Annotated in this window: 19 protein-coding genes; 12 read left to right on the forward strand and 7 right to left on the reverse strand. The window is 73.3% G+C overall.

Going from position 1 to position 23,821, the window contains the following annotated elements:
• The gene (locus ACIP84_RS26085) at window positions 1-687 is read left to right on the forward strand and encodes a lipopolysaccharide biosynthesis protein (RefSeq protein ID WP_401800740.1); all 687 of its coding nucleotides are present in this window, start codon (window positions 1-3) and stop codon (window positions 685-687) included.
• Entirely contained in the window at window positions 684-1,844 is a 1,161-nt protein-coding gene (locus tag ACIP84_RS26090; RefSeq protein WP_401800743.1) for a GNAT family N-acetyltransferase, read from the forward strand. The genes ACIP84_RS26085 and ACIP84_RS26090 overlap by 4 nt, the downstream gene beginning before the upstream one ends.
• Window positions 1,845-1,869: 25 nt before the next feature.
• On the opposite strand, the gene ACIP84_RS26095 is transcribed toward ACIP84_RS26090, so the two are convergent.
• Entirely contained in the window at window positions 1,870-3,468 is a 1,599-nt protein-coding gene (locus tag ACIP84_RS26095) for a glycosyl hydrolase (RefSeq protein ID WP_401800746.1), read from the reverse strand.
• Window positions 3,469-3,774: 306 nt separating this feature from the next.
• Between ACIP84_RS26095 and ACIP84_RS26100 the strand changes: the two genes are divergently transcribed.
• Window positions 3,775-5,118, forward strand: a complete 1,344-nt coding sequence (locus tag ACIP84_RS26100) for an ATP-grasp domain-containing protein (RefSeq protein WP_401800749.1) — start codon at window positions 3,775-3,777, stop codon at window positions 5,116-5,118.
• 26 nt (window positions 5,119-5,144) lie between these two features.
• Window positions 5,145-6,401: an FAD-dependent oxidoreductase gene (locus ACIP84_RS26105; protein ID WP_401801120.1), complete on the forward strand. Its 1,257-nt coding sequence runs from the start codon at window positions 5,145-5,147 to the stop codon at window positions 6,399-6,401.
• A 72-nt stretch (window positions 6,402-6,473) separates the two neighbouring features.
• Here the strand turns inward: ACIP84_RS26105 and ACIP84_RS26110 are convergent, their stop codons facing one another.
• Both ACIP84_RS26110 and ACIP84_RS26115 read right to left on the reverse strand, forming a co-directional pair.
• Complete coding sequence (locus ACIP84_RS26110; RefSeq protein ID WP_319310271.1) at window positions 6,474-6,707, reverse strand: chaplin; 234 nt, start codon at window positions 6,705-6,707, stop codon at window positions 6,474-6,476.
• Between the two features lie 170 nt (window positions 6,708-6,877).
• The gene (locus tag ACIP84_RS26115; RefSeq protein ID WP_401800753.1) at window positions 6,878-7,291 is read right to left on the reverse strand and encodes a rodlin; all 414 of its coding nucleotides are present in this window, start codon (window positions 7,289-7,291) and stop codon (window positions 6,878-6,880) included.
• A gap of 218 nt (window positions 7,292-7,509) precedes the next feature.
• Here ACIP84_RS26115 and ACIP84_RS26120 point away from each other — a divergent pair, with 218 nt between their 5' ends.
• The 3 genes from ACIP84_RS26120 (at window position 7,510) to ACIP84_RS26130 (ending at window position 9,879) form a co-directional block, all read left to right on the forward strand.
• Entirely contained in the window at window positions 7,510-7,920 is a 411-nt protein-coding gene (locus ACIP84_RS26120; RefSeq protein WP_055601480.1) for a rodlin, read from the forward strand.
• Window positions 7,921-8,336: 416 nt separating this feature from the next.
• Window positions 8,337-9,377: an LCP family protein gene (locus ACIP84_RS26125; protein ID WP_401800756.1), complete on the forward strand. Its 1,041-nt coding sequence runs from the start codon at window positions 8,337-8,339 to the stop codon at window positions 9,375-9,377.
• Between the two features lie 94 nt (window positions 9,378-9,471).
• The gene (locus tag ACIP84_RS26130) at window positions 9,472-9,879 is read left to right on the forward strand and encodes a rodlin (RefSeq protein ID WP_030324004.1); all 408 of its coding nucleotides are present in this window, start codon (window positions 9,472-9,474) and stop codon (window positions 9,877-9,879) included.
• Between the two features lie 76 nt (window positions 9,880-9,955).
• Here ACIP84_RS26130 and ACIP84_RS26135 read toward each other — a convergent pair whose 3' ends face one another.
• The gene (locus tag ACIP84_RS26135; protein WP_355961775.1) at window positions 9,956-11,977 is read right to left on the reverse strand and encodes a thioredoxin domain-containing protein; all 2,022 of its coding nucleotides are present in this window, start codon (window positions 11,975-11,977) and stop codon (window positions 9,956-9,958) included.
• A gap of 425 nt (window positions 11,978-12,402) precedes the next feature.
• Between ACIP84_RS26135 and ACIP84_RS26140 the strand changes: the two genes are divergently transcribed.
• Entirely contained in the window at window positions 12,403-15,657 is a 3,255-nt protein-coding gene (locus tag ACIP84_RS26140; RefSeq protein WP_401800759.1) for a tetratricopeptide repeat protein, read from the forward strand.
• A gap of 113 nt (window positions 15,658-15,770) precedes the next feature.
• Here ACIP84_RS26140 and ACIP84_RS26145 read toward each other — a convergent pair whose 3' ends face one another.
• Window positions 15,771-16,013 carry a hypothetical protein gene (locus ACIP84_RS26145; RefSeq protein ID WP_355961769.1) on the reverse strand — a complete coding sequence of 81 codons (243 nt, stop codon included), beginning with the start codon at window positions 16,011-16,013 and terminating at the stop codon, window positions 15,771-15,773.
• The gene (mca, locus tag ACIP84_RS26150) at window positions 16,006-16,887 is read right to left on the reverse strand and encodes a mycothiol conjugate amidase Mca (RefSeq protein WP_355961766.1); all 882 of its coding nucleotides are present in this window, start codon (window positions 16,885-16,887) and stop codon (window positions 16,006-16,008) included. The genes ACIP84_RS26145 and mca overlap by 8 nt, the downstream gene beginning before the upstream one ends.
• 98 nt (window positions 16,888-16,985) lie before the next feature.
• On the opposite strand from mca, the gene ACIP84_RS26155 reads away from it, so the two are divergent.
• From ACIP84_RS26155 to ACIP84_RS26170, 4 genes are all read left to right on the forward strand, one after another.
• A complete protein-coding gene (locus ACIP84_RS26155) occupies window positions 16,986-17,387 on the forward strand; it encodes a DUF4307 domain-containing protein (protein ID WP_355961764.1) in 402 nt (133 codons plus the stop codon).
• Between the two features lie 189 nt (window positions 17,388-17,576).
• Window positions 17,577-18,074 carry a transcription elongation factor GreA gene (gene greA, locus ACIP84_RS26160; RefSeq protein WP_355961763.1) on the forward strand — a complete coding sequence of 166 codons (498 nt, stop codon included), beginning with the start codon at window positions 17,577-17,579 and terminating at the stop codon, window positions 18,072-18,074.
• Between the two features lie 121 nt (window positions 18,075-18,195).
• Window positions 18,196-20,664, forward strand: coding sequence for a protein kinase (locus ACIP84_RS26165; RefSeq protein ID WP_401800763.1), 2,469 nt, complete (start codon window positions 18,196-18,198; stop codon window positions 20,662-20,664).
• A gap of 4 nt (window positions 20,665-20,668) precedes the next feature.
• Window positions 20,669-22,996 carry a protein kinase gene (locus tag ACIP84_RS26170; RefSeq protein WP_401800765.1) on the forward strand — a complete coding sequence of 776 codons (2,328 nt, stop codon included), beginning with the start codon at window positions 20,669-20,671 and terminating at the stop codon, window positions 22,994-22,996.
• 22 nt (window positions 22,997-23,018) lie between these two features.
• Here the strand turns inward: ACIP84_RS26170 and ACIP84_RS26175 are convergent, their stop codons facing one another.
• Window positions 23,019-23,816, reverse strand: coding sequence for an ABC transporter permease (locus tag ACIP84_RS26175; protein ID WP_401801123.1), 798 nt, complete (start codon window positions 23,814-23,816; stop codon window positions 23,019-23,021).
• Window positions 23,817-23,821 lie beyond the last annotated feature (5 nt).

Genomic DNA, 23,821 nt, shown 5'->3' on the forward strand with positions numbered 1-23,821 from the left:
ATGAACACCACGCCACGCCGCACCCTCCTCCCCGCCGGCCTGCGCACACCGGGCCGCTGGGCGGTCCTGCCCGCCGCCGTCCTCGCCGGAGCCGTACTCGGCGGCGGCTACGGGGCGCTGAAGACCCCGCAGTACGCGGCGACCAGCTACGTCATCGTCGTACCGGCCGAGAAGTCCGACCCGGCCGCCGCGCTCGGCTTCGCCCAGGCCTACGGGCGCGTCGCCACCGACATCGCGGTGACCGGCGACGCCCAGGTGTGGGCGGGGGTCACCGCCGACACCCTGCGCAGGAACGTGCAGGCCGCGACCTCCCCGGACGCGCCGATGATCTCGATCACCGCCAAGGCGGAGAAGCCCGCGAAGGCCGTGTCCATGGCCGACGGGGTGGCCCGCGCACTCGTCCTCAACAGCAGCCACGTCGCCGGCAGCACGGGCGTGAAGGTCGTGCAGTTCTCCCGCGCGACCAAGCCGGTCGCGCCCGTCTCGCCCTCCGCGCCGCTCTCCGCGCTCGTCGGCGGCTGTGCGGGCGGGCTCCTCGGCGGCCTTGCCCTCCTGGTCCGTCCGAGGCGCGCCGCCGCGCGCGGCGAGGCCCGGCACTCCCGGCAGGCGGCGGCCGCCTCCGGAGCCGTGTCCTCCGCCGCCGTGCCCGCTCCGGCCGCCGCCGCGCACCAGCCGGAGGCGGTGTGAGTCCGAGAGCGACGGGCGCCGGACCGGCCCTGCGGACGGAGATCTGCCGTGACGAGGAGGGCTTCGGGCGGCTGGCGGCCGAGTGGACGGCGCTGTACGGGCGCTGCTCCACCGCCACCCCCTTCCAGTCCCACGCCTGGCTGCACTCCTGGTGGCTCTCGTACGGCAGGCCCGGTGCGCTGCGGCTGGTGCTCGTACGACGGGAGGACGGAGAACTCGTCGCCGCCGCGGCCCTGATGCGCGCCCGGGGTCCGCTGCCCGTCCTCACCCAGCTCGGCGGCTCGATCACCGACTTCACGGACGTGCTCCTCGACGACGGCTGCCCCGAGGCGGCACCCGCGCTGGCCCGGGCGCTCGCCCGGGCCGCCCGGGGCGCGGTGGTCGACCTGCGGGAGGTGCGGCCGGGGGCGGCCAGCGAGCGGGTCCTCGTCCACTGGCGGGGTCCACGCCGTCGGATGCCCGACTCCCTGTGCCTCGAACTGCCCGCCGTCCCCATGGAGGGGCTGCTCGCCCGCATCCCGTCCGGGAAGGCCCAGCGGGTCCGCGCCAAGCTGCGCAAACTCGACGCCCTCGGCATCGACACGCACGTGGTCACCGGGACCGAGGTGCCCGCCGCCCTCGACCGGCTCCTGAAGCTCCATCAGCTCCAGTGGCAGGGGCGGGGCGTCACCGCCGAGCACACCAGCGCGCGGTTCGCCCAGCACCTCGCCCGGGCCGTGCGCCCGATGGTGGAGCGCGGGGACGCGATGGTGACCGAGTTCCGGCTGGCCGGGGACGTGGTGGCCGCCGACCTGACCCTGATGTCGCCGCGGCTCGCCGGCGGCTACCTGTACGGCGCCGACCCGGCCCTGCGGGCCCGCAAGGTGGACGTCGCGACGATGCTGCTCCGGCACGGCGCCGGGGAGACGAGCGCGGGCGGCCGGGACACGTTGAGCATGCTGCGGGGCACCGAGGCGTACAAGCACCACTGGCGGCCCGAGACCGTCGGCAACCAGCGGCTCATGCTCACCGGCCGGGGTACGGCCCCGCTGCTCTGGTTCCGCGCGGGCGCCGCCGGCGCGCGCCGCTGGGCGGCCCGGCAGGCGCGGGAACGCGCCTGGGTGGGCCGTGCGGCCGGCCGGTTGACCGGGCGCACGCCGAACAGCGGCGGCGGATGATCTCCGCCGCCGCTGTCGCGGGCGGTCAGAAGGGCCAGACGCCCTTCAGCGCTTCCTTCCAGTCGAGGTCGACCTCGTCCTTCCAGGAGTCCTTCGGGACACAGACCGGACCGCCGATCCAACTCTCGACCCACGAACCGAGGTTCACGGTCCAGCAGCTGGGCTCGGGCTCCGGCAGAGGCTCGGGCTTGGGTTCGGGCTTGGGCTCGGGCTTCGGTTCCGGCTTGGGCTCAGGCTTGGGTTCCGGCTTCGGCTCAGGCTTCGGCTCAGGCTTGGGTTCCGGCTTCGGCTCGGGCTTCGGTTCCGGCTTGGGCTCAGGCTTGGGCTCAGGCTTCGGCTCGGGCTTCGGTTCCGGCTTCGGCTCGGGCTTCGGTTCCGGCTTCGGCTCGGGCTTCGGCTCCGGCTTCGGCTCGGGCTTGGGCTCGGGCTTCGGTTCCGGCTTGGGTTCCGGCTTGGGCTCAGGCTTGGGCTCGGGCTTCGGCTCGGGCTTCGGTTCCGGCTTGGGCTCAGGCTTGGGCTCGGGCTTCGGCTCAGGCTTGGGTTCCGGCTTGGGCTCGGGCTTCGGCTCAGGAACCGTCGGGTCCACCGGGTCCGTCGGGTCCACCGGGTCCGTGGGATCGGTCGGCTCCACGGGGTCCGTCGGGTCCACGGGGTCCGTCGGGTCCACGGGGTCCACCGGATCCGTCGGCTCCGTCGGCCACGTCGGGTCCACCGGCTCTGTCGGGTCCACCGGGTCCGTGGGATCCGTCGGCTGGGTCGGGAGTTCCGGCTCGGTGCCGTAGAGCATCTGCCGGAACGTCTGCGACGACCGCGGATTGTCGTCGCACTGCCAGACGCCGTGCGGGCAGTAATCGGTGATCGTGTGATAAAGCGGCTTGTGCTGCTTCATCCACTCCAGCATGCGCCGCATGTATACGGGGTTGTCGCCGTTACGGAAGAGCCCCCATTCGGGATAGGAGATCTCCTTTCCGTGCTCGGCGGCGAAATCCACCTGCTTCTGCAGCCCGTACGGTTCGCTGACGTGCTGGTCGAAACTCGAACCCGGCGGCTGGTCGTACGAGTCCATCCCGATGATGTCGACGACGTCGTCGCCCGGGTAGCACTCGGTCCACGGAACGGCGTCACGGCCTCGGCTCGGGTTGAAGTCGAAGCGGAACTTCTGGCCGGGGACGGCACGCATCGCGGTGACGATCCGGTTCCAGTACTTCTTCCACGCGGTCGGGTCGGGCGCACAGCGGTGGGTGTACGTCGTCCCGTTCATCTCCCAGCCGAGGTTGACGACCGTGTCGGCCGCCCGCAGCCGGACCAGCCGCTCGGCGAGGGCCGTGAAGTGGTGGTCGTAGTACCCGGCGGCGCCGAGCTGGAGCTGGCGGCGGACCTCGGCGTCGGAGACGCCGGCCTCGTTGCGCTCCAGCATGGGGACGTTGAGGACGAACAGGCGGTCGGCCTTCTCGTTGCGCCAGTCCGCCCAGGCGTCGAGGAAGCCGGGCGGGCCCTCGATGTTCTTCCAGAGGTCGCCGGGGAGGTAGGTGTGGCCGACACGGAGTTCGCGTCCGCCGAGCCACTGCTCCAGCTGCTCGATGCGGGCGACCCCGAGCGACCCCGAGTCGAGGAAGGCTCCCATGGCGCTGGAGAGAGTCGGTCCGGGGTCTGTCGTCGTTACTGATTCGGAGGCGTGCGCGGGGGACGCGAGCACGACTGAGCCCGAGGCGAGGAGACCGGCGGTGAACACCCCCAGCCACACTCTCGATGGTCGCCGATGTGTAGCCGCCATGGCCGCTCCTTCGCGTCGTACGCCTTTTGATGATCCGTCAATCCGATACTCCGAAAGTATTCCTAATGAGCCGACCGTGAACTCGGCTTCCCCTGATCAGTAGTCCATTAGAGGATTTCATCGCCCAGTTGGGGCACCCGAGATGAAGGGCAAGCCGTGCTGCGTCGTCAGAGTTTCGACACCAGCGTTCCCACCGTCCTCGTACGGATCGACCGGAATCCCTTCCATCACGGCACGCTCGGAGCCGCGCGCTCACTGGGCCGGGCGGGAATTCCGGTCCACGCGGTCATCGAATCGAGCACCAGCCCGGTCGCCCGTTCCCGATATCTCCGGTCGACGCGCGCGACTCCCGGCACGACCACCGCCACCGAGCTGACCGCCCTCCTTCACCGGTACGCGGACGAGATCGAGGGCGAGTCGGCCCCGACACCCGACGGCTCGTCAACTCCCGTCCTCGTCCTCCCCCTGGACGACGTGAGCGCCCTCGCCCTGGCGCGCCGCCGCGCCGAGCTCTCCCCGCGCTTCCTGCTCCCCGAACAGACCGAGGAGCAGCTGCTGCGCGTCGCGGACAAGGCGGCGCTCGCCGAGACCTGTGCGTCCCTGGGCCTTCCCCATCCCCGTACCGAACTCCCCGACGGTTCCGACGAGGCCGCCGCGATGGCCTGGTCGCTCGGTCTGCCGGTGGTCGCCAAGTGGAGCCGCCCCTGGCTGCTTCCGGCCGGCGGCGGGCTGCGCAGCACCTCGATCGTGCGGTCCCTCGCCGAGGTGCGGGAGCTGTACGCCCGGAGCCCGGAGGCCGGCAGCCGGCTGCTGCTCCAGGAACTCCTCCCGGCGGGCCGTGACCTGGACTGGTTCTTCCACGGCTACGTGGACGCGGACGGCGGCTGTACGACGGGGGCGACGGGCCGCAAGGAGCGGTCCTGGCCCGACGGGGCCGGGCTCACCGCGGTGGGCCGCTGGACGGCGAACCCGGCCGTGGAGCGCACGGCCCGCGAACTGTTCGCCGCGCTCGGCTACCGGGGCGTGTGCGACCTGGACTTCCGGATGAACCGGTCGACGGGCGCGTACCACCTGCTCGACTTCAACCCCCGGCCCGGCGCGCAGTTCCGGCTCTTCGCCGACGCGGACGGTCTGGACGTGGTCCGGGCGCTCCATCTGGACCTCACGGGGCGTCCCGTACCCCCGCACTCCCCCGCGTACGGCCGCCGGTTCGTGGTCGAGAACTACGCGGCGCTGTCGCTCCTCACCTCCCCGCGCCGCCGTCCCGCGGACGGGGCCGGAGCCGGGTCCGAGGGCGCGTCGCGGCGGGCCGAGTACGCCTGGTGCGCGGCGGACGACCCGGCGCCGGCGTTCGCGATGGGTCTCGCCTGGCTCGGGCACCTGCTGCGCAGAGCGGTGGCCTCGGCGCGCCGCTTCCTCGGATCCCTGCGGACGCGTCCGCCGCTGCCCCCGACGGCGCCGCAGGCCCGCAGCTCCTCCCACCAGCTCACCCCACGATGAAGGCGGAAGGCACGATGTCGAAGTCGATGTACGACCTGGTGGTCGTCGGGGCCGGACCGTACGGTCTGTCCGTGGCCGCGCACGCGGCCGCCCATGGGCTGCACCTGCGGACCTTCGGCCGCTCGATGGAGTCCTGGCACGCGATGCCCTCGGGCATGTTCCTGAAGTCGGAGCCCTGGGCCTCCCATCTCTCCGACCCGGAGCGGGCCTACGGGCTCGACGCCTACGCCGCCACGCGGGGCGTGCGCGCCACGCACGGGGTGCCGCTGCCGGTGGACTTCTTCGCCGCGTACGGCGACTGGTTCGCCCGGCAGGCGGTGCCCGCGCTCGACGAGCGGCTGATCGAACGGGTCGCGCCCGGCGCGGACGGCTTCGAGCTGCGGACCGAGGACGGCGAGGCGCTGCGGGCGAGGACGGTGGCGCTGGCCGTCGGCGTCCTGCCGTTCATGGAGATCCCGGGGCCGTTGCGTGGCCTGCCCCGGCGGTACGTCACCCACTCCAGTCACCACGGGGAGCTGGACCGCTTCGCCGGCCGGGACGTGACCGTCGTCGGGGCCGGGCAGGCCGCCCTGGAGACGGCCGCGCTCCTCGTCGAGCGGGGCGCCGCGACCGTACGGGTCCTCGCCCGCGCGGACCGGCTGCACTGGAACACCCTGCCCCCGGCCCTCGAACGGGGGCTGTGGCCGAGCGTGCGCGCGCCGCACACGGGGCTCGGCTGCGGCTGGCGGAACAAGCTGTACGCGGACACCCCGGGTGTCTTCCGCCGGCTGCCGGCCGCGAGGCGCGAGCGGATCTTCGACTCGGCGCTCGGCCCGGCGGGTGCCTGGTGGCTGCGTGAGCGGTTCGCGGCGGTCGGGGACGTACGCCTTGGGCAGCGGATCACCGCGGCGGCCGTGACGGGGGACGAGCGCCTGCGGCTCGACGTGGCCGGGCCTGAGGGGGCGACGGTCCTGGAGACCGACCACGTCGTCGCGGCCACCGGGTTCACCCCGAGCCTGGACCGGGCCGGCGTGCTCTCCCCGGCGCTGCGCGGTGCGATGCGGACGGTCGGCGCGGGCGGCGCCCCGGAGGTCGGCGGTCTCTTCGAGTCCTCGTGGCCGGGCCTGTTCCTCGCCGGGCTGCTCACCGCTCCTTCGTACGGTCCCTCGATGCGGTTCGTCTTCGGCGCGGAGTACACGGCGGGGCGTCTGGTGCGCGGGGTGCGGCGGCGGCTGCGGGCGGGGGGCCGGGGCGGGGCGGTGGGCCGGCCGCGCACGGGCGGGAGGGCGCCGGTCTCGGCATGAGGGAGGGCCGGCCCCCCGGAGAGCGGACGCTCTCCGGGGGGCCGGCCCCTGTGCCTGCGTGCCGCCGAGGGCTCAGACGTTGGCGCAGGTGTTGAACGCGGCCGGGTTGAGCAGGCCGATGACGTTCACGCTGTTGCCGCAGACGTTGATCGGCGCGTGGATCGGGATCTGGACGACGTTGCCGGAGAGGACGCCGGGCGAACCGACGGCGAGGCCCTCGGCGCCCGCGTCGGCGAAGGCGGGGGTCGCCGCACCCATGGCCATGATGATTCCGGCGACGACGGCAGCAGCCTTCTTACAGTTCATTTTCGTCTGCATCCTTTCGGTGGCGGAACACTTTTCACGCAACACAACGAACATGCCGCACAAAGGAAACCGCGAAAACGACGACTTTCGTTCTTTCACTCCATTGCGCGCACGGACAGGGCCGGAGGGAACGCGATCGTTCCCTCCGGCCCTGTCGTGCGCGAGACGGATCAGCCGTTGTAGGCACCGTTCCCGGAGAGGACCGGGATGTCCTCCAGGATGTGCGACAGCGGCTCGTCACCCTTGGCCTGGGTGGAGTTCTCGGTGCACTGCTGGTTCTGCGGGGAGGAGAGGACGTTGATGTCCTGGACCGCGACCGGGACGAGGACGCCGACGACCGAGCCGACGTTGCCCTTGACCGGGACGCCGAGGCAGAGCTTGTTCAGCGAGCCCTGGACGGCCGAGAACTGGGGGCTCATGTCGCCCGCGGTCTTGGAGTTGCCGAACGACTGGCTCGCGCCGTTGCCGCTGAGCGACGTGGTGCCGCCGTCGTCGGCGATGGCGAGCGCCGGGGAGGCCGCCGCAGCAGAAGCGCCGACAACAGAGGCCGTCACAGCCGCAGCCGCCATAATCTTCTTGATCACGGTGATTCCGTTCCTGTTCCCACCAATCGACGTGATTGATGCGACGGGATCAACTGCGCGCGGGGGCTGAGGTTCCGGCGCTTCACCCGTTCGACTGGCACCTCGTTTAGCGCTGTCGAGTGCGCTCCGCCAAGGGAGTGACACAGCGGAACCCTTGCGTCCACAGCCAGTTGATCAGGCCGCTCCCTGCACGGAGCCGGTTCTAGAAGGGAACTCCCGTGATCAAGAAGGTTATGGCCACTGCGGCCGCAGCCGTCTCCATCGTCGGCGCCACCGCCGCCGTTGCCTCTCCCGCGCTCGCCATCGCCAACGACGGCGGCACCACGTCGCTCAGCGGCAACGGCGCCCACCAGGAGTACGGCAACTCCGCCACGTACGGCCACATGAGCCCGCAGTTCGCGCTCGTTCAGGGCTCCCTGAACAAGCCGTGCGTCGGCCTGCCGGCCAAGGTCAACGCCGGTTCGCTCATCGGGGCCATCCCGATCGCGGTCCAGGACATCAACGTCCTGTCCTCCCCGCAGAACCAGCAGTGCACCGAGAACTCCACCCAGGCCAAGGGTGACGAGGCCCTCTCGCACATCCTGGACGACATCCCGGTCCTGTCGGGCAACGGCGTCGGCAACAACTGACGTTCCGCCTCCGCGCGACGACGTCCACACGTCAGGGGCCGCCCTCCGGGGCGGCCCCTTTCGCGTCTGCTCCGTGTCGGCCCGGCCCTCGCTACCAGGTCGGCCAGACCGGGGTGGCCATCAGGCGTTCCCACTCGCGGTCGGGCATCCCCGGCACCGTCCGGCCCGCCTGAACCCACTGGGTCACGAGCGCGGAATAGAGGGGGAACGGTGTGCGGTCGGCTGGGGGCGGGTCGCTCACATATCGGCTCTTCGGAATGAAGGCCATCCGTTCCCATTTCCCGGGATCCGGCGCCATCTTCGCTCCTTCCGCTGCGATTCCCGCATCATTTCACAGGCGTCGCAGGAGAGTGATTCGTCCTGTTCATGTCGCGTCGCGTATCTGTGTGCGAGAGTGATCGAATTACCGTGCGGACATGAAATCCCCACGATCACGGCGCCCCGGACGTCCGCTGCTCGTCCCGGCGGTACTCGCCGCCGTCGCCGCCCTCGCTCCCGGCGCTCTCGCCGCCGCTCCTGACGATCTCCCCTCCCCCGAGCAGGGTCTGAACCTCCTCGTGGTCGGCATCGACAGCCGCAAGGGACTCACCGAGGCGGAGAAGGAACGTTTCCGGCTCGGCGGGAAGGAGTGCGACTGCACGGACGTCATGATGCTCGTGCACGTCTCGGCCGAGAACGACCGCGTCGACGTGGTGAGCCTGCCCCGCGACTCGCTCACCTCCTTCCCCGACCAGCACCGCGACCGGCGCACCGGGAAACTGCACGCCGCTCACCAGGCGAAGATCAACGGCGCCTGGGCGGAGGGCGGTTCCGCCTTCACGGTGGAGACCGTCGAGTCGATGACGGGGCTGCCCGTCCACCGCTACCTGGAGATCGACTTCCGGCGCTTCATGGACACCGTGGACCGCGTCGACGGCGGGGTCCCCGTCTGTACGGAGAAGGCCCTCAAGGACCCGGCCACCGGCATCGACCTGCAACCCGGGACCAAGCCGGTCGGCGGCGGCGAGGCGCTCCAGTACGTACGGTCGCGGAAGGCCGACGGACAGATGGACTTCGGCCGCATCAGGAAGCAGCAGCAGTTCGTGGTGAACACCCTGGAACGGCTCCGCGAGGACGTCCTCGACCACCCCGGCCGTCTCAAGGACCTCGCGGAGACCCTGCGCGGAACGGGCACGACCGAACGCGGGATCACCGCGCCCGAGCTGGTCCGGCTCGCCTGGCGGCTGCGGGACCTGCCCCCGGACCGTACGGGGTTCGCCACCGTGCCCGTACGCGGCTTCAACCCGGCGATCGCCGGTGTCGGGTCCACCCTCGCCTGGGACGAGGAGGGGGCGGCCGAGGTCTTCCGGCGGCTGCGCGAGGACCGGCCGCTGCCGGCGGCGGACGAGGTCGCGCCCAGCCAGATCTCCGTCGCCGCCTACCGGCCGGCGACGGGGGCTTCGCTCATCTGCCCGTAGTCCGTCCGGTGGACTTCGCGGAACCTCCGCACCGCTGACCAGTTGATCAGCACGGCTCGGCACTCAGCGGGCCACGATCCGAAAGGCCTGAACAATGAAGAAGCTGTTGGCTACGGCTGCTGTGGCCGCGTCGGTGCTCGGCGCGACGGCGGCGGGTGCCGGACAGGCGCTCGCCATCGCCGACGACGGTGGCACCACGTCGCTCAGCGGCAACGGCGCCCACCAGGAGTTCGGCAACTCCGCCACGCACGGCAACATGAGCCCGCAGTTCGCGCTCGTTCAGGGCTCCCTGAACAAGCCGTGCGTCGGCCTGCCGGCCAAGGTCAACGCCGGTTCGCTCATCGGCCTCATCCCGATCGCGGTCCAGGACGTCAACGTCCTGTCCTCCCCGCAGAACCAGCAGTGCACCGAGAACTCCACCCAGGCCAAGGGTGACGAGCCGCTGTCGCACATCCTCAGCGACATCCCCGTGCTGTCCGGCAACGGCGCCGGCAACAGCTGAGCGACGACGCTCGGCACGGTGCGGCCCCGCCGCCCCTCCTCGGAGGGGTCGCGGGGCCGTACCCGTTCCGGAGGGCTCAGAGCTTCCGGCGGAGTGCCTCCGGGTCGGTGACCGGCGCGTCACAGGTGAAGTGACGGCACACGTACGCGGCGGGACCACCGGCCACCAGCGGACGGTCCCTCAGCAGCGGGAACTCCTCGCTGTCGGGGGCGCCGAAGGCGAGCACCGCGCCGGGGGCGGTCGCCAGGAGCGCGGTACGGCGCAGCTCCCGGAACGTCTCGTCACCGGGGGCGCCCACCACGGCGATCTCCCGGGGCCCGTCGAGGAGGGCCTCGGAGACGGCCAGGCCCCAGCCGATGAAGCGGGGCGCACGCGGGCCGAGGGCCTTGACGACGCCGAGGGCGCCCTCGGCCGCGGCACGGTGGGCGTCCGAGCCGGTGTGCGCGGCGTACGCGAGCAGTGCCCCGGCGGCGGCCGTCCAGCCGGACGGGGCGGCGTTGTCCGTGGGGTCCTGCGGGCGGCGGATCAGTGCCTCGGCGTCGTGGGCCGTGTCGTAGAGGGCGCCGCCCTCGGCGGTGAAGCGGTCGAGGACGAGGTCCAGGAGGAAGCCGGCGAAGTCGAGCCAGGCGCCCTCGCCGGTGACGGCGGCGAGGGCGAGGAAGCCCTCGGCGACGTCGGCGTAGTCCTCCAGGACACCGTCGTTGGTGCCGGCCCGGCCGTCCTTGGACGTACGGGTGAGGCGGGCGGACTCGTCCATGTGGACCCGGACGAGGAGGTCGGCGGCCTCGGTGGCGCGCTCGACGAGGTCGGGGCGGTCGAAGAGGGCACCGGTCTCGGCGAGAGCGGCGATCGCGAGACCGTTCCAGGCGGCGACGACCTTGTCGTCCCGGCCCGGACGCTCGCGCTCCTCGCGGGCGGCGAGGAGCCGGGCGGCGATCGAGGCGATCCGGTCGGCGTCGGCCGGACCGGCCTCCCGCGGAAGCTGGAGGACGGAGCTGCCGTGCTCGAAGGTGCCGTCCTCGGTGACGCCGTAGTGGGCGGCGGCGAGGGCGGCGTCCTCGGCGCCGAGGACCTCGGTGAGCTGCGCCGGGGTCCACACGTAGTAGGCGCCCTCGACGTGCCTGCCCGTGCCGTCGTCGCTGTCCGCGTCCAGCGCGGAGGCGAAGCCGCCCTCGGGCGTGCGCAGTTCGCGGACCAGGAAGTCGGCGGTCTCCAGGGCCACCCGGCGGGCCAGGTCGCTGCCGGTGGCCTTCCACAGATGGGCGTACACCCGGCAGAGCAGGGCGTTGTCGTACAGCATCTTCTCGAAGTGGGGCACGACCCAGGCGCGGTCGACGGCGTACCGGGCGAAGCCGCCGCCGAGCTGGTCGTAGATGCCGCCGCGGGCCATCGCCTCACAGGTGTCGGCGGCCATCTGGAGGGCACCCTCGGAGCCCGCACGGGCGTGGTGGCGGAGCAGGAACTCCAGGGTCATGGACGGCGGGAACTTGGGGGCGCCGCCGAAGCCGCCGTGGGTGGCGTCGTACTCGCGGGTGAGTCCGAGGAGGGCCTGGGCGAGTTCCTCCTCGCCGGGGACGCCGTCGCCGCCGTACGCGAGGGAGCGGCCCGCCAGGTCCTTCACGATGCGCTCCGCGACCTCGCCGACCTCGTCGCGCCGGTCGGCCCAGGCGCCCGTGACGCCCTGCAGGATCTCCGGGAAGGACGGCATGCCGTGGCGGGGCTCGGGCGGGAAGTACGTACCGAAGTAGAAGGGGGCCGCGTCCGGGGTGAGGAAGACGGTCATCGGCCAGCCGCCCTGGCCGGTGGCGGCCTGCACGGCCTCCATGTAGACGGCGTCGACGTCGGGGCGCTCCTCGCGGTCGACCTTGACGGCGACGAAGTTCTCGTTGACCAGGGCCGCGGTGGCGTCGTCCTCGAAGGACTCGTGCGCCATGACGTGGCACCAGTGGCAGGAGCTGTATCCGACGCTCAGCAGCACGGGGACGTCGCGGCGCCGGGCCTCCTCGAAGGCCTCGGCCGACCACGGCCACCAGTCGACCGGGTTGTCGGCGTGTTGAAGGAGGTACGGGGAGGTCTCATGGGCCAGTCGGTTCGCCATGGTGTCCATCCTGCCCTGCCGCCCCGGAGTCGCGCGGGACCCCTGCCCCCGGCGGACCGGGGGCCACTCCCCTGGGGCGGTGCCACACCCGCCCGAGGCGGGTGACGAGGGCGTCCCGCAGTCCGCGCCGGCTCTCGCCGACCCACCCGGACCCCAGGCACACGCCGACCGCGCCGGCCGGCACCGGCCGAGCAGGGCGGCCGCGTCCGCGAGGACGCCGGTGACGAGCCGCGGGCCGCTCCCGCCCAGGAGGGAGGACCGGCCGAGCACCCCCGCCGTTCGGCAGGTCGGCCGGCCCGCCGCGGCCGCCCCCTCCTTTCTCCGCTCTCGCGCCTTCGCGCCCCGCACAGCACACTGGACGCGCACCGTCCGGGGCCTGACAGGTCCTCAGGGACGAGTTCGGGCACGCGCGGAGGGGGACGCACATGCGGGACAGCCATCGGGCCGAGGCTGAGCGGCTGTGGGAACGGGCGGTGGAGGAGGAGCTGCGGGGCTCCGGGAGCCGGGCGGGCGCGGAGACCCTGCTCGCCCGGGGCCGCGCCGCGCTGGATTCGATGGCGGCGGGTGCGGGCGAGGAGTACGCGGCGTACGTACGGGCCCTGGAGGAGGGAACGGCCGGCGCCCGGACCACCGCGAACCGTTCCCCCGGTGCGCTGTTCGGCGGTCCCGCGCTCGTCGCCGGAGTCGCGGCCGTCGCCGCGGTCGGCGCGGACCTGGCACTCGGTACGACGACGGGGACGGCACTCGGCGCGGGCGCGGTGGTGGCCGTCGCGGGCGCGGCGGCGACGGTGCTCAAGGCGACGGGTGGACGCGCCGCGCAGGCCGCACCGACGGCCGCGGCGGCACCGGCGGCGGTGCCGGACGGCGCCGTCGAGGCGGCGCGGGCGCACTGGCTGAGGGCGCTGGAGGTACGGGGCATGCGTCCGTTCCTGGAGCGGGAGCGGGTGGCGTCCGCCGGCGGGAACGGGGACGCACCCCCGGCGGACGCGGGAGAACGGTCCTCCCGGGACCGGCGGGCGGTGGTGTCACGGCCCGAGCGGCTGCGCGGGACCGATCGCAGTGCGGCGGCCAGGCGCCGGGCCGTACTCGAGCGGTCCTTCGGCCATCTGCCCGACGCCGGCGGGGACTTCGCGGGCCGACGGGAGGAGCTGGCCCGGATCAGCCGGTGGGTGCAGGCGGGGCGCGCCTCGGCGGAGACCCGGCCGACGGTGGTCCTGCTGCACGGTGAGCCCGGATCCGGGCGGACCGCCCTCGCGGTACGGGCGGCGCACACGCTCCGCGACCAGTTCCGCGGCGCGTGCGTGGTGGACCTGCGGGGAGGCGCGAGCGGTGAGCGGCCCCTCGCGACCCGGGAGGCGCTGCTCCATCTGCTCAACCGGCTCGGCGCCCCGCGCGAGCGGCTCCTCTTCCGCGAGGGCGCCACGGCGGACCAGCAGGTGGCACGGCTCACGGAGTTGTACCAGCGGCAGCTGACCGGGGTGCCGGTGACGGTGATCCTGGACGACGCCGTGGACGCGGCCCAGGTGCGGGCGCTGCTCCCGGAGCGTTCCGAGAGCCTGGTCCTGGTGACCTGCCGCGAGCCGCTGGACCTGGGGGACGTGGCCGCGCACGTCCTTCCGGTGGCGGCGCTCGACGCGGCCGGGGCGGAGGAGCTGCTGCGGGCGGCGGGCGGGGCGGCGGACCCCGGTCCGTACGACGCGGAGGCGCTCGACCGGATCCGTGAGCTGTGCGGCGGGCTTCCGCTGGCGCTGCGGGCGGCGGGTTCCCTGCTGCGCGGGCGGTCCATGGACGATCTCGCGGAGCTGCTCGGCCGGCCCGGACGGGGTGACGATCCCGTCGAACGCGCCCTGTGGACACGGTACTTCGTCGACCTCGGCGACGAGGCGCGACGGCTGCTCCGGCGGCTTTCGCTCGCCGGACGGGCCTCCCTCGGCGCCGCGGCCGCGGCCGCGCTGCTCGATGGGAGCGGCGCCGAGGGTGCCCGGCTGCTGCGGGAGCTGGCCGGCGCGGGGCTGCTCGCCCCGGTGCGCGGGGAGCGGTACCGGCTGCACGACGCGGTGCGCGGCTTCGCCGCGGTCCGGCTCCTCGACGAGGAGGACGCGGCGGAGATCGCGGCGGCCCAGGAGCGGTTGATACGGAACTACGCGGAGCTCGCGGACGCGGTGATCCGGATGGTCGACGGCAAGATGTCGACCCGCGCCAACCGTTTCGGCGGGCACGGCTTCGGGTCCCTGGAGGCGGCGCTGAGCTGGCTCGACGAGGAGTCCAGCTTCATCACGGCGGCCCTGCGGCACACGGACGGCGTCGACCAGCAGACCGTGCTCGATCTGCTGGGCGCGCTCTGCGACTACTGCCTGCTGCGCGGCGACCTCTACCGGCTCGGCGAGATCAACGAACTCGCCGAGGCCGTCGGGCAGGGCCAGCTGTCCCGATCGGTGCAGTGGCGGACCGGCATCGCGGCCCGGCAGCTCGGCGAGCTCGACAAGGCGCGGACCACCCTGACGTCCGTGGTGTCGCTCTACCAGGAGGCCCACCAGGACCCGGGGGCGGCGCTCGCGCTCTGCTCGCTCGGGATCACCCTGCATCACCAGGGCCGTCTCACGGACGCGGCGGGCCGGCTGCGGGAGGCCCTCGCGCTCCAGGAACCGGAGGCGCTCGCCGCCGACCGGGGCTGGACGCTGCACGCGCTCGCGGCCGTGGAGCGGGACCGCGGCAACCTGGCGGAGGCGACGGCGCTGCTCGACCGGTCGCTCGCGCTGCACCGGGAGCACGAGTCCCCGCACGGCCAGGCGTGGGCGCACTTCCAGCGGGGCCAGGTGCTGCTGCTGCGGGGTGACGTGCCGGCCGCGGAGGCCGCGCTGCGGGAGGCTCTCGACGGCTACGGGCGGATCCACGACGGGCGCGGCGCGGCCTGGGCGCTGACCCAGCTGGCCAGGGCGCGGCTCGCCGCCGGGGACGCCGAACCGGCCGTCGAGGGACTGCGCGGGGCGCTCGCCCGGCACCGGGAGCAGGAGGACGCGCGCGGGGAGGCGTGGACGCTGTTCCACCTGGCCCACGCGCTGGAGGAGCGCGGCGACCGGGACGACGCGGTCCGGGAGCTGGGCAGGGCGCGGACGATGTTCTCGCGGATGCGGGACGTGTACGGGCTGGCCAGTGCCCGGCACCATTCGGGTCGGGTCACCCGCGACCAGCTCGCGGCCCGCACCGGCGGTCTGCGCAATTCGGGCTTCGCCCGGCAGCTGCTCGTGGACGCGCGGGCGGACTTCCACCGGATCGGGGTGCCGCACGGGGAGGCCTGGACCTCCCTGGAACTGGCGGTCATCGACGCCGGCAACGCCCGGGTGCCGCAGGCGCTCGCGCTGTGCGACGAGGCCCGTGCGCTGTTCGGCGCGTACGGCGACCGGCGGGGCGCGGACTGGGCCCGCTTCCTGCGCTGCACGCTGCTCCCGCACGCGGTCCCGGGGAACCCGGAGCCGGGGACGGTCACGGCGCGCGAGGAGCTCGCGGCGCTGGTCGCCGACCGGCATCCGGCGCGCGACCAGCGGCTCGACGACTGCGTCGAGGCGTACGCGGTGGTCCTGGGCCGGGGCGTCCACCCGTCGACGCCGTGGCAGGCCTGGGACCTGGGCATGGTGCCGAACCGGCACGCCCGGGAGGTCCTGGGGGTGCCGGTGGGCTAGCCCGCCGTTCCACGACGGGGCCCCCGGGCCCGTACGGCACCGGGGTGACCCGCCGTGGCACGACGGCGCCCCCGGGCCCGTACCGCTGGGGTACGGGCCCGGGGGCGGGTCGGCTACTTGCCGGCGAGGCCGGCCGAGGAGGCCGGGGTCTCGGCGGCGGCCGGGTCGGGGGCCTCCTCGAAGTCGACCTTGCCCATGTGGCGGTTCATCGACTTCATCAGCTGCCAGACCGCGACGGCCAGCACCGCGAAGACCACGAAGCCGAGGACGCCGGGGGTCACCTTGTTCTCGTCCAGCTCTTCGGCGGCGAAGGGGACAAGCTGGGTCAGTGCCAGGTGTGCGCTCATGTCAGGCATTGTCGCGGATGCCCGCGAAGAGATCTTCCTCGGGGAGGGAGGTCGGCACCAGCGCCTTGCTGAGCTCGTACTCCTCCGTCGGCCAGACCTCCTTCTGGATGTCCATCGGCACCCGGAACCAGCCGCCGTCGGGATCGATCTGGGTGCGGTGGGCGATCAGGGCCTTGTCGCGGATCTCGAAGAACTCCGCGCAGGGCACGAAGGTGGTCAGCGTCCGCTCCTTGCCCCCGAACTCCTTCCAGCGCTCCAGCCACTCGCCGTACGGGGACTCCAGGCCGCGCGCGAGGAGAGCCTCGTGCAGGGCGACCGTGCGGGGACGGTTGAAGCCCTGGTTGTAGTAGAGCTTCAGGGGCTGCCACACCGGGCCGAACTCGGCCTCCGGGAACTTCTCGGCGTCGGCCGCGCCGTCGAAGGCCACCATCGTGATCTTGTGGGTCATGATGTGGTCGGGGTGCGGGTATCCGCCGTTCTCGTCGTAGGTCGTGACGACCTGCGGACGGAAGGAGCGGATCTTGCGGACCAGCTCCCCGGCCGCGGTGTCGACGTCCTCCAGGGCGAAGCAGCCCTCGGGGAGCGGCGGCAGCGGGTCGCCTTCGGGCAGGCCCGAGTCGACGAAGCCCAGCCACTCCTGGGAGACGCCGAGGATCTCGCGGGCCTCGTCCATCTCCTTGCGGCGCACCTCGTGGATGTTCGCCTCGACATAGGCGTCACCCTGGAGCTGGGGGTTCAGGACCGAGCCGCGCTCGCCGCCCGTGCACGTCACGACCATGACGTCCACCCCCTCGGACACGTACTTGGCCATCGTGGCCGCACCCTTGCTCGACTCGTCGTCGGGGTGGGCGTGAACGGCCATCAACCGCAGCTGCTCAGTCAAGACTCGATCCTCAGTGATTCGACGCGGAGCGTGGTCTCTATAGTGACGGAATCGGGGGAGTGAAAATTCCGCCACCCCCGGCTTCGAGAGGATCGATCATGAGCGCGGTGCGAGAGCAGCTGCCCGAGGGGCGCTACGGACGCTCCGCGGACGAGGCGGCCGACCGCAAGCTCAGGATCACGGGCGCGGTGCTCGGCGTCCTCTTCCTCGGCCTGATGGGCTGGTTCGGCTGGTACTACGTCGTCGACAGCAAGATCAGCGCCGAGATGATCAAGTTCGACGTGGTGAGCTCCACCGAGGTCCAGGTGCACCTGGAGATCCGCAAGGACGAAGGCGTCAAGGGCGTCTGCACCCTGCGCTCCCGCTCCGAGGACGGCGCCGAGGTCGCCCGCAAGGACGTCCGGGTCGACGAGCCCGCCGGCCGGGTCGACCGCGTCTACTCGCTTCGCACGACCGCCCGCGCCACCAGCGCGGAGCTCATGGGGTGTACGGCTCGGTAGCGGTGGGTAGGGACCGGGTGTCGAGTCCCGGCGCGTCACCCCGGTGACCTGGGGTGACGCCATCTTGATGGTTATGTCCTCCCGCTTTTCGCCACTCATTGTTAGGCTCGTGGTTTCGCCCACCCGGGACAGCAGAGCTTTCCCGTGTAGGGCGATGCTTTGTATTCCCAGTACCTACGAGGAGCACCTGTGACCCAGACCAGCGACAACGTCACCTGGCTCACCCAGGAGGCGTACAACAAGCTCAAGGACGAGCTTGAGTACCTGTCTGGTCCCGCGCGCACGGAGATCACCATCAAGATCGCCGCCGCCCGCGAAGAGGGGGACCTGCGCGAGAACGGCGGGTACCACGCGGCCAAGGAGGAGCAGGGCAAGCAGGAGCTCCGCATCCGGCAGCTGACCCAGCTCCTCGAGCACGCCAAGGTCGGCGAGGCTCCGGCGGACGACGGCGTCGTCGAGCCGGGCATGGTCGTCACCATCGCCTTCGACGGCGACGAGAACGACACGATGACCTTCCTGCTCGCCTCCCGCGAGTACGCGAGCGGCGACATCGAGACCTACTCGCCGCAGTCGCCGCTCGGCGTCGGTGTCAACGGCAAGAAGGCCGGTGACGACGCCGAGTACGAGCTGCCGAACGGCAAGAAGGCCACGGTGAAGATCCTCAGCGCGAAGCCGTACAACGGCTGAGGCACAGCTCTCCGCGAAGGGCCGGCCCCCACCGGGGCCGGCCCTTCGTGCTGCATGCACACGTCCTGTGCCGATGAGGCATGATGCGGCCTGACATCACGTCACAAGGGGGGCTGACGGAATGCTGGGACCGCTGCGCGCGGGAGCACCGCGCCGGATAGGACCGTACGAGGTGCTCGCCAGGCTCGGGGCGGGCGGGATGGGCGAGGTCTTCCTCGGACAGGGCGGTCCCGGCGCGGACGGCACCTTCGTCGCCGTGAAGACCGTCCGGCATGACGTCGCCGGCGATCCCGCCTTCCGGGACCGCTTCCGCCGGGAGATACGGGTCGCCTCGCTCGTCGACAGCGCGTACGCCGCCGCCCCGCTCGGCGGCGACGCCGACGCCGAGGTGCCCTGGCTGGCCACCGCGTACGTCCCCGGGCCCAGCCTCTCGCAAGCCGTCCGGCGCGGCGGCGCCCTGCCCGTGGACACCGTCCGCGCCCTCGGCACCGGCGTCGCGCGGGCCCTCGCCGATCTGCACCGGGCCGGGGTCCTGCACCGGGACCTCAAGCCCGGCAACGTCATGCTCTCCGTCGACGGGCCCCGTCTCATCGACTTCGGCATCGCCCGCAGCAACACGGCCACCACCATGACCGCCACCGGTGTGATGGTCGGCACCCCCTCCTTCATGTCGCCCGAGCACGTGGCCGGCGCCCGGCGGGTGACCGCCGCCTCCGACGTCTTCTGCCTCGGCTCGCTGCTCTGCTACGCGGCGACCGGCGAGGACCCCTTCGGCGACGGGCCGCTCGCCGCCGTCCTGTACCGGGTCTCCCAGGCCGAGGCCGACCTCGCCCGGGTCCCGGAGGAGCTGCGCGACACCCTCGCCGCCTGCCTGGCCCTGGACCCGGCGGACCGGCCGACGCCGGAGGCGCTCGCGGAGCTGCTCGGCGGCGGCACGCCCAAGGTCTTCCCGTGGCCCGGGCCGGTACGGGACCACATCGGCGAGTACGGCACGGAGCTCGCCCAGCTCGTCGCCTCCGGCGGGCCGCTCCTGGAGGCCGCCCCGGCGGCCGGCCCCGGGAACCCGGCGGCGGACCCCGCGGCCCCCGGCCTGCACTCCGCGGCGACACAGGCGCCGGTCTCCGCGCCGGCCGGGCCTGTCGGGAGCTCCGGCGCCCCCGGGACCGAGGCGAGCGGCCCCACCGGCGCGACCGGCCGCCGGCGCAGGATCCGGCTGCTCGCGGCCGCCGTGGCCCTGGCCGTCGTGGCCGGTGGCGTCGGCGCCTACCTGCTGTGGCCGGAGGGCGGGCCGGGGAAGCCGCAGCCCCCGAAGGCCGCACCGCCCGCCGCGCCGGCACCCCGGATCCCCGGCGTCGACGGCCAGGGCCTCGCCGACTCCTCCGGTGTCGTCCCGCAGAACGCCGCCCAGCGGCCGGCCGGCTGGAAGCCCTGGCAGGCGAAGCTCGGCGCCCCGGCACTCGGCTGCTCGGCCGGCGAGAAGGTGCTGGTCTGCCGGACCACGGACGGGCGCTACGAGGCGCTGGACCCGGCGAACGGCAGGAAGCTGTGGGACGTCCCGGCCGCCAAGGACACCCCCGGCGAGACGTACGTCAGCGGCAAGGGGTTCCCCTTCACGGCCGGGAGCGCCACGGCTCCCACCGTCCACGACGGCAGCGCGGTCCTCGTCGCCGACGGCTCCCTCCAGGTCCGGGACGCGCGCACGGGGGCCGTCCGCTGGCAGAAGCCGGCCGTGGGCCCGCAGGGCTTCTGGGACACCCGGCCCATCGTCGCCGACGGCACCGTCTTCGCGGCGACGAACGTGGCGGAGGACGCCCTGAACGTGCGGGCCGCGCTGACGGCGTTCTCCCTGGCCGACGGACACGAGCTGTGGTCGAAGGAGCTCACCAACGGCGAGACCTCCTTCGCCGAGCGCCGGGCGTACGAACCCGTCGCCTACGCCAAGGGTGTCGTCTACGCCCTCAGCCAGGGCGGTCTCGTGTCGTACGACGGAAGGAACGGCACCCAGCTCGGGCAGGTCGAACCCGATGCCAAGGACTGCCGGGACATCAAGGTGCTCGGCGCGTCGGCGTACTGCGCCGGAGCCGGGTCGGGCAGCGACACCGACACGGCCCTGCACCTGCTCGACGCCCGCACCCTCGCCCCGAAGGCGTCGCTGCCCGGCGACCTCGGCACGGCGACCCCCTCGGCGGTCGGACCGCGGGCCGTCGTGACCTTCGACGGGGGCCTGCGGCTCCTCGACCCGCGCACCGGCGGGACCCTCGCCTCGTTCCCGGCAGAGCGGGCTCCGTCCGGCCTGGCCCAGAGCTGGTCGTCGCCGCTGCTCGCCGGCGACCAGGTCGTGTACGCCGACTACTCCGCGCTCTACACGGTGCGGCTCGGCGCCGACGGCAGGCCGGGAGGCCTGAAGGTCACGCCGGTGCCGGGCGCGCCGGGTCCGCGCGCCGAGGAGGAGTACTACGACCCGAGCTTCGGCGACATCGTCGCCAGGCAGATCCGGGAGCCGGAGGTGCTGCCGGTGGGCGGCATCGCGTACGTCGTCTTCGACAAGGGCGCGGTCGCCTCCGTGGCCCTGCCCGGCGAGAAGGAGTAGTCCCGTGCTGGAAGCCCTGCCCGCGGGACGGCCCCCGCGACTCGTCGGCCCCTACCGGCTGCTCGCCAGGCTCGGCGCGGGCGGCATGGGCGAGGTGCATCTCGCCTGCCGTGCGGACGCGCCGACGGCCGATCCGTACCGGATGGTCGCGGTGAAGACCGTACGGAGCGACCTGGAGGTCGACGGGGACTTCCGGACCCGGTTCCGGCGGGAGATCGCGGCGGCCCGGACGGTCGACGGGCCGGGAGTGGCGCGGCTGGTGGACGCGGACGCCGACGCGGTCTCGCCGTGGCTGGCGACGGAGTACGTGCCGGGTCCCTCGCTCGCGGAGGCCGTCGTACGGTCCGGGGCGCTGCCCGCCGCGACGGTACGGGCCCTGGGGACCGCCCTGGCCGGCGCCCTGTCCGGCGTCCACGGGGTGAAGGTGCTGCACCGCGACCTCAAGCCGGCGAACGTCCTGCTCGGCACGGCCGGGCCCAAGCTGATCGACTTCGGCATCGCGCAGGCCTTCGAGGCGACGGCGCTGACCTCGACGGGTCTGGTCGTGGGCTCCCCCGGGTTCATGTCGCCGGAGCACCTGGCGGGCAGCCGCGCGGTGGTGCCGGCGTCGGACGTGTTCTGTCTGGGCGCGGTCCTCGCGTTCGCGGCGAGCGGCCGAGGGCCGTTCCAGGACGACGAGATGGCCGCGGTGGTCTACCGGATCATCCGGGCGGACGCCGACCTGACCGGCGTGCCCGAGGAGCTGCGGCCGGTGGTGGAGCGCTGCCTGCGGCTCGACCCGGCCGAGCGGCCGACGGCGGAGGAAGTGGTGTCACTCCTCGGTGACGGGGCGGCCCCCGAGGCCTTCCCCTGGCCCGGCGGGGTGCTGTCGCTGCTCGCCGAGCACGGGGAGGCGGCACGGACGGCCGGTGAGACGGCGGCCTCCGGCGCGGGCGTGGCGGACCTTCCGACACTCGGACCGGTGGTGCCGTACTCCCCCACGGCGGTCCCGAACCGTCCGGCGACACCGCCGGTCGCCCCCGAGGTGCCCCCTCGGCGCCGCTGGGGCACGGTCGTGGCCGGTGCGGTGGCCGTCGCCGTCCTGGCGACGGCCGGTGTGGTCCTGGTGAACCGGGACGGCGAGGAGGGCGGCGGGACGGCGGGGCCCTCGGCATCGAACAGCGCTTCCCCCGGCGCGACCGGTACGGGGAGCCCCGCGCCGGCAACCCTGAGCCGGGTCGTCCTGCCGTACGGCGGGAAGGGCCGTACCAACGACTTCGGCGCCGCGGCGACGGACCGGGGCAACCGCCCGGCGGGCTGGTCGCCCTGGATGGTGCTGACGGAGGCCACCGACGGCGCGTGCTCCCTCTCCCCGAAGGTGCTGGTCTGCGCGGGCTCCGGCGGGGCGCTCGTGGGGCTGAGCGCGGCGGACGGCCACGAGTTGTGGTCGGTCCCGGCGCGCACCAACGCCGAGGGGCTGCGGTCCACCCCGCAGTACCCGGCGGTCGTCGGCGACCGGGTGTACGTCGCGGAGGCCTCGGGGACCGTCGCGTACGGCCTCCAGAACGGCGAGAAGCAGGGCACCCTGCCGGGTCCCGGCGCCGCGTGGGCGGTGAAGGGCTCCGACCTGGCCGACGGCGTCCTCTACACCGCCTACGTGAACGCGGCGTCCACCGAGGGCGACGGCGGGGCGGGCGGAGGCCTCGTGACGGCGGTGAGGCTCGGCGGGAGCGGGAAGGACGTGGGCCGGGAGCTGTGGCGAGCGCCGCTCGACGGCTTCCCCGAGCAGCCGGTGGCGGCGGGCCGTCGGGTGTACGTCCCCCTCGGGACCGTGCCGGTGGCGCTCGACGCGCGGACCGGGAAGACGGCGGCGCGCGGGGCGGAGGGCTGCCAGGAGGTCACCGTGCACGAGAAGAGCGGCAGCGTGCTCTGCTCGGGCACCCCGGACGGCTCGGTGGCCGTGCTCGACGCCGGGTCGCTGAAGCGGCAGCGGTCCCTCGGTTCGGGGGTGACGGCGGGCCCCGCCGTGAACGCGGACGGTCTGGTGGCGGTCACGAACGGGCAGACGGTGACCACCTACGACCTGCGGAGCGGCAAGGAGGACTGGTCGATGACGCCGATGATGACCGAGGGCGACCCGCAGCGGATCTACTTCGCGGGCGACCGGGTGATCACGGTGGGCAAGGGAGAGGTGGTCTCCATCGCCGCGGCCGCCCCCTCCGGAGACGAGCGCTTCGAGGCCAACCTCCCGGACGACTTCGACGCGCAGACCACCGGGGAGGCGCTGGCCGCCGGAGGGGCGGTCTTCCTCGCCCTCCCCGACGGCCTCGTCGTCTCCGGGTACCTCCCCTGACGGTTCCGGGTGCGCGGAGCGCTCAGCCGTTCGCGCGCCGGTACTTCCGGACGGACAGGGTCCGGAAGATGGCGACGATCAGGACGGAGTAGATCAGCGACGCCCACACCGGGTACTGCATCGGCCAGGCGTCCGACGGTGACAGGCCCGGATCGCCGAACAGCTTGCGGCAGGCCTGGACGGTGGCGCTGAACGGGTTCCACTCCGCGACGGGCTGGAGCCAGCCCGGCAGGTTGCTGGAGTCCACGAAGGCGTTCGAGATGAAGGTCACCGGGAAGAGCCAGATCAGGCCGCCCGACGTCGCGGCCTCCGGGGTGCGGACCGAGAGGCCGATCAGGGCGCCGATCCAGGTGAAGGCATAACCGAGGAGGAGCAGCAGGGCGAAGCCGGCCATGACCTTCCCGAAGTTGGTCGGCGCCTCGTAACCGGGCCGCCAGCCGATGATCAGCGCGACGATCGCCAGCACCAGGAGCGTCAGCGCGGTCTGCACGAGGTCGGCCAGGGTGCGGCCGGTGAGGACCGCGCCCCGGGCCATGGGCAGAGACCGGAACCGGTCGATGAGGCCCTTGTGCATGTCGTCGGCGATGCCGGCGCCCGCGCCCGCCGTGGCGAAGGTGACCGTCTGCGCGAAGATGCCGGCCATCAGGAAGTTCTTGTAGACGTCCGGGTCGGTGCTGCCGCCGACGCTCATCGAGCCGCCGAAGACGTACGTGAAGAGGATCACGAACATCACCGGCTGGATCAGACCGAACAGGATCATCTCGGGAATCCGGGACATCCTGATCAAGTTCCTGCGGGCGATCACCAGGGAGTCGTTCATGGTGC

Origin of the sequence: Streptomyces sp. NPDC088707 (genome assembly GCF_044752725.1) — a bacterium.
Lineage (GTDB): Bacteria > Actinomycetota > Actinomycetes > Streptomycetales > Streptomycetaceae > Streptomyces.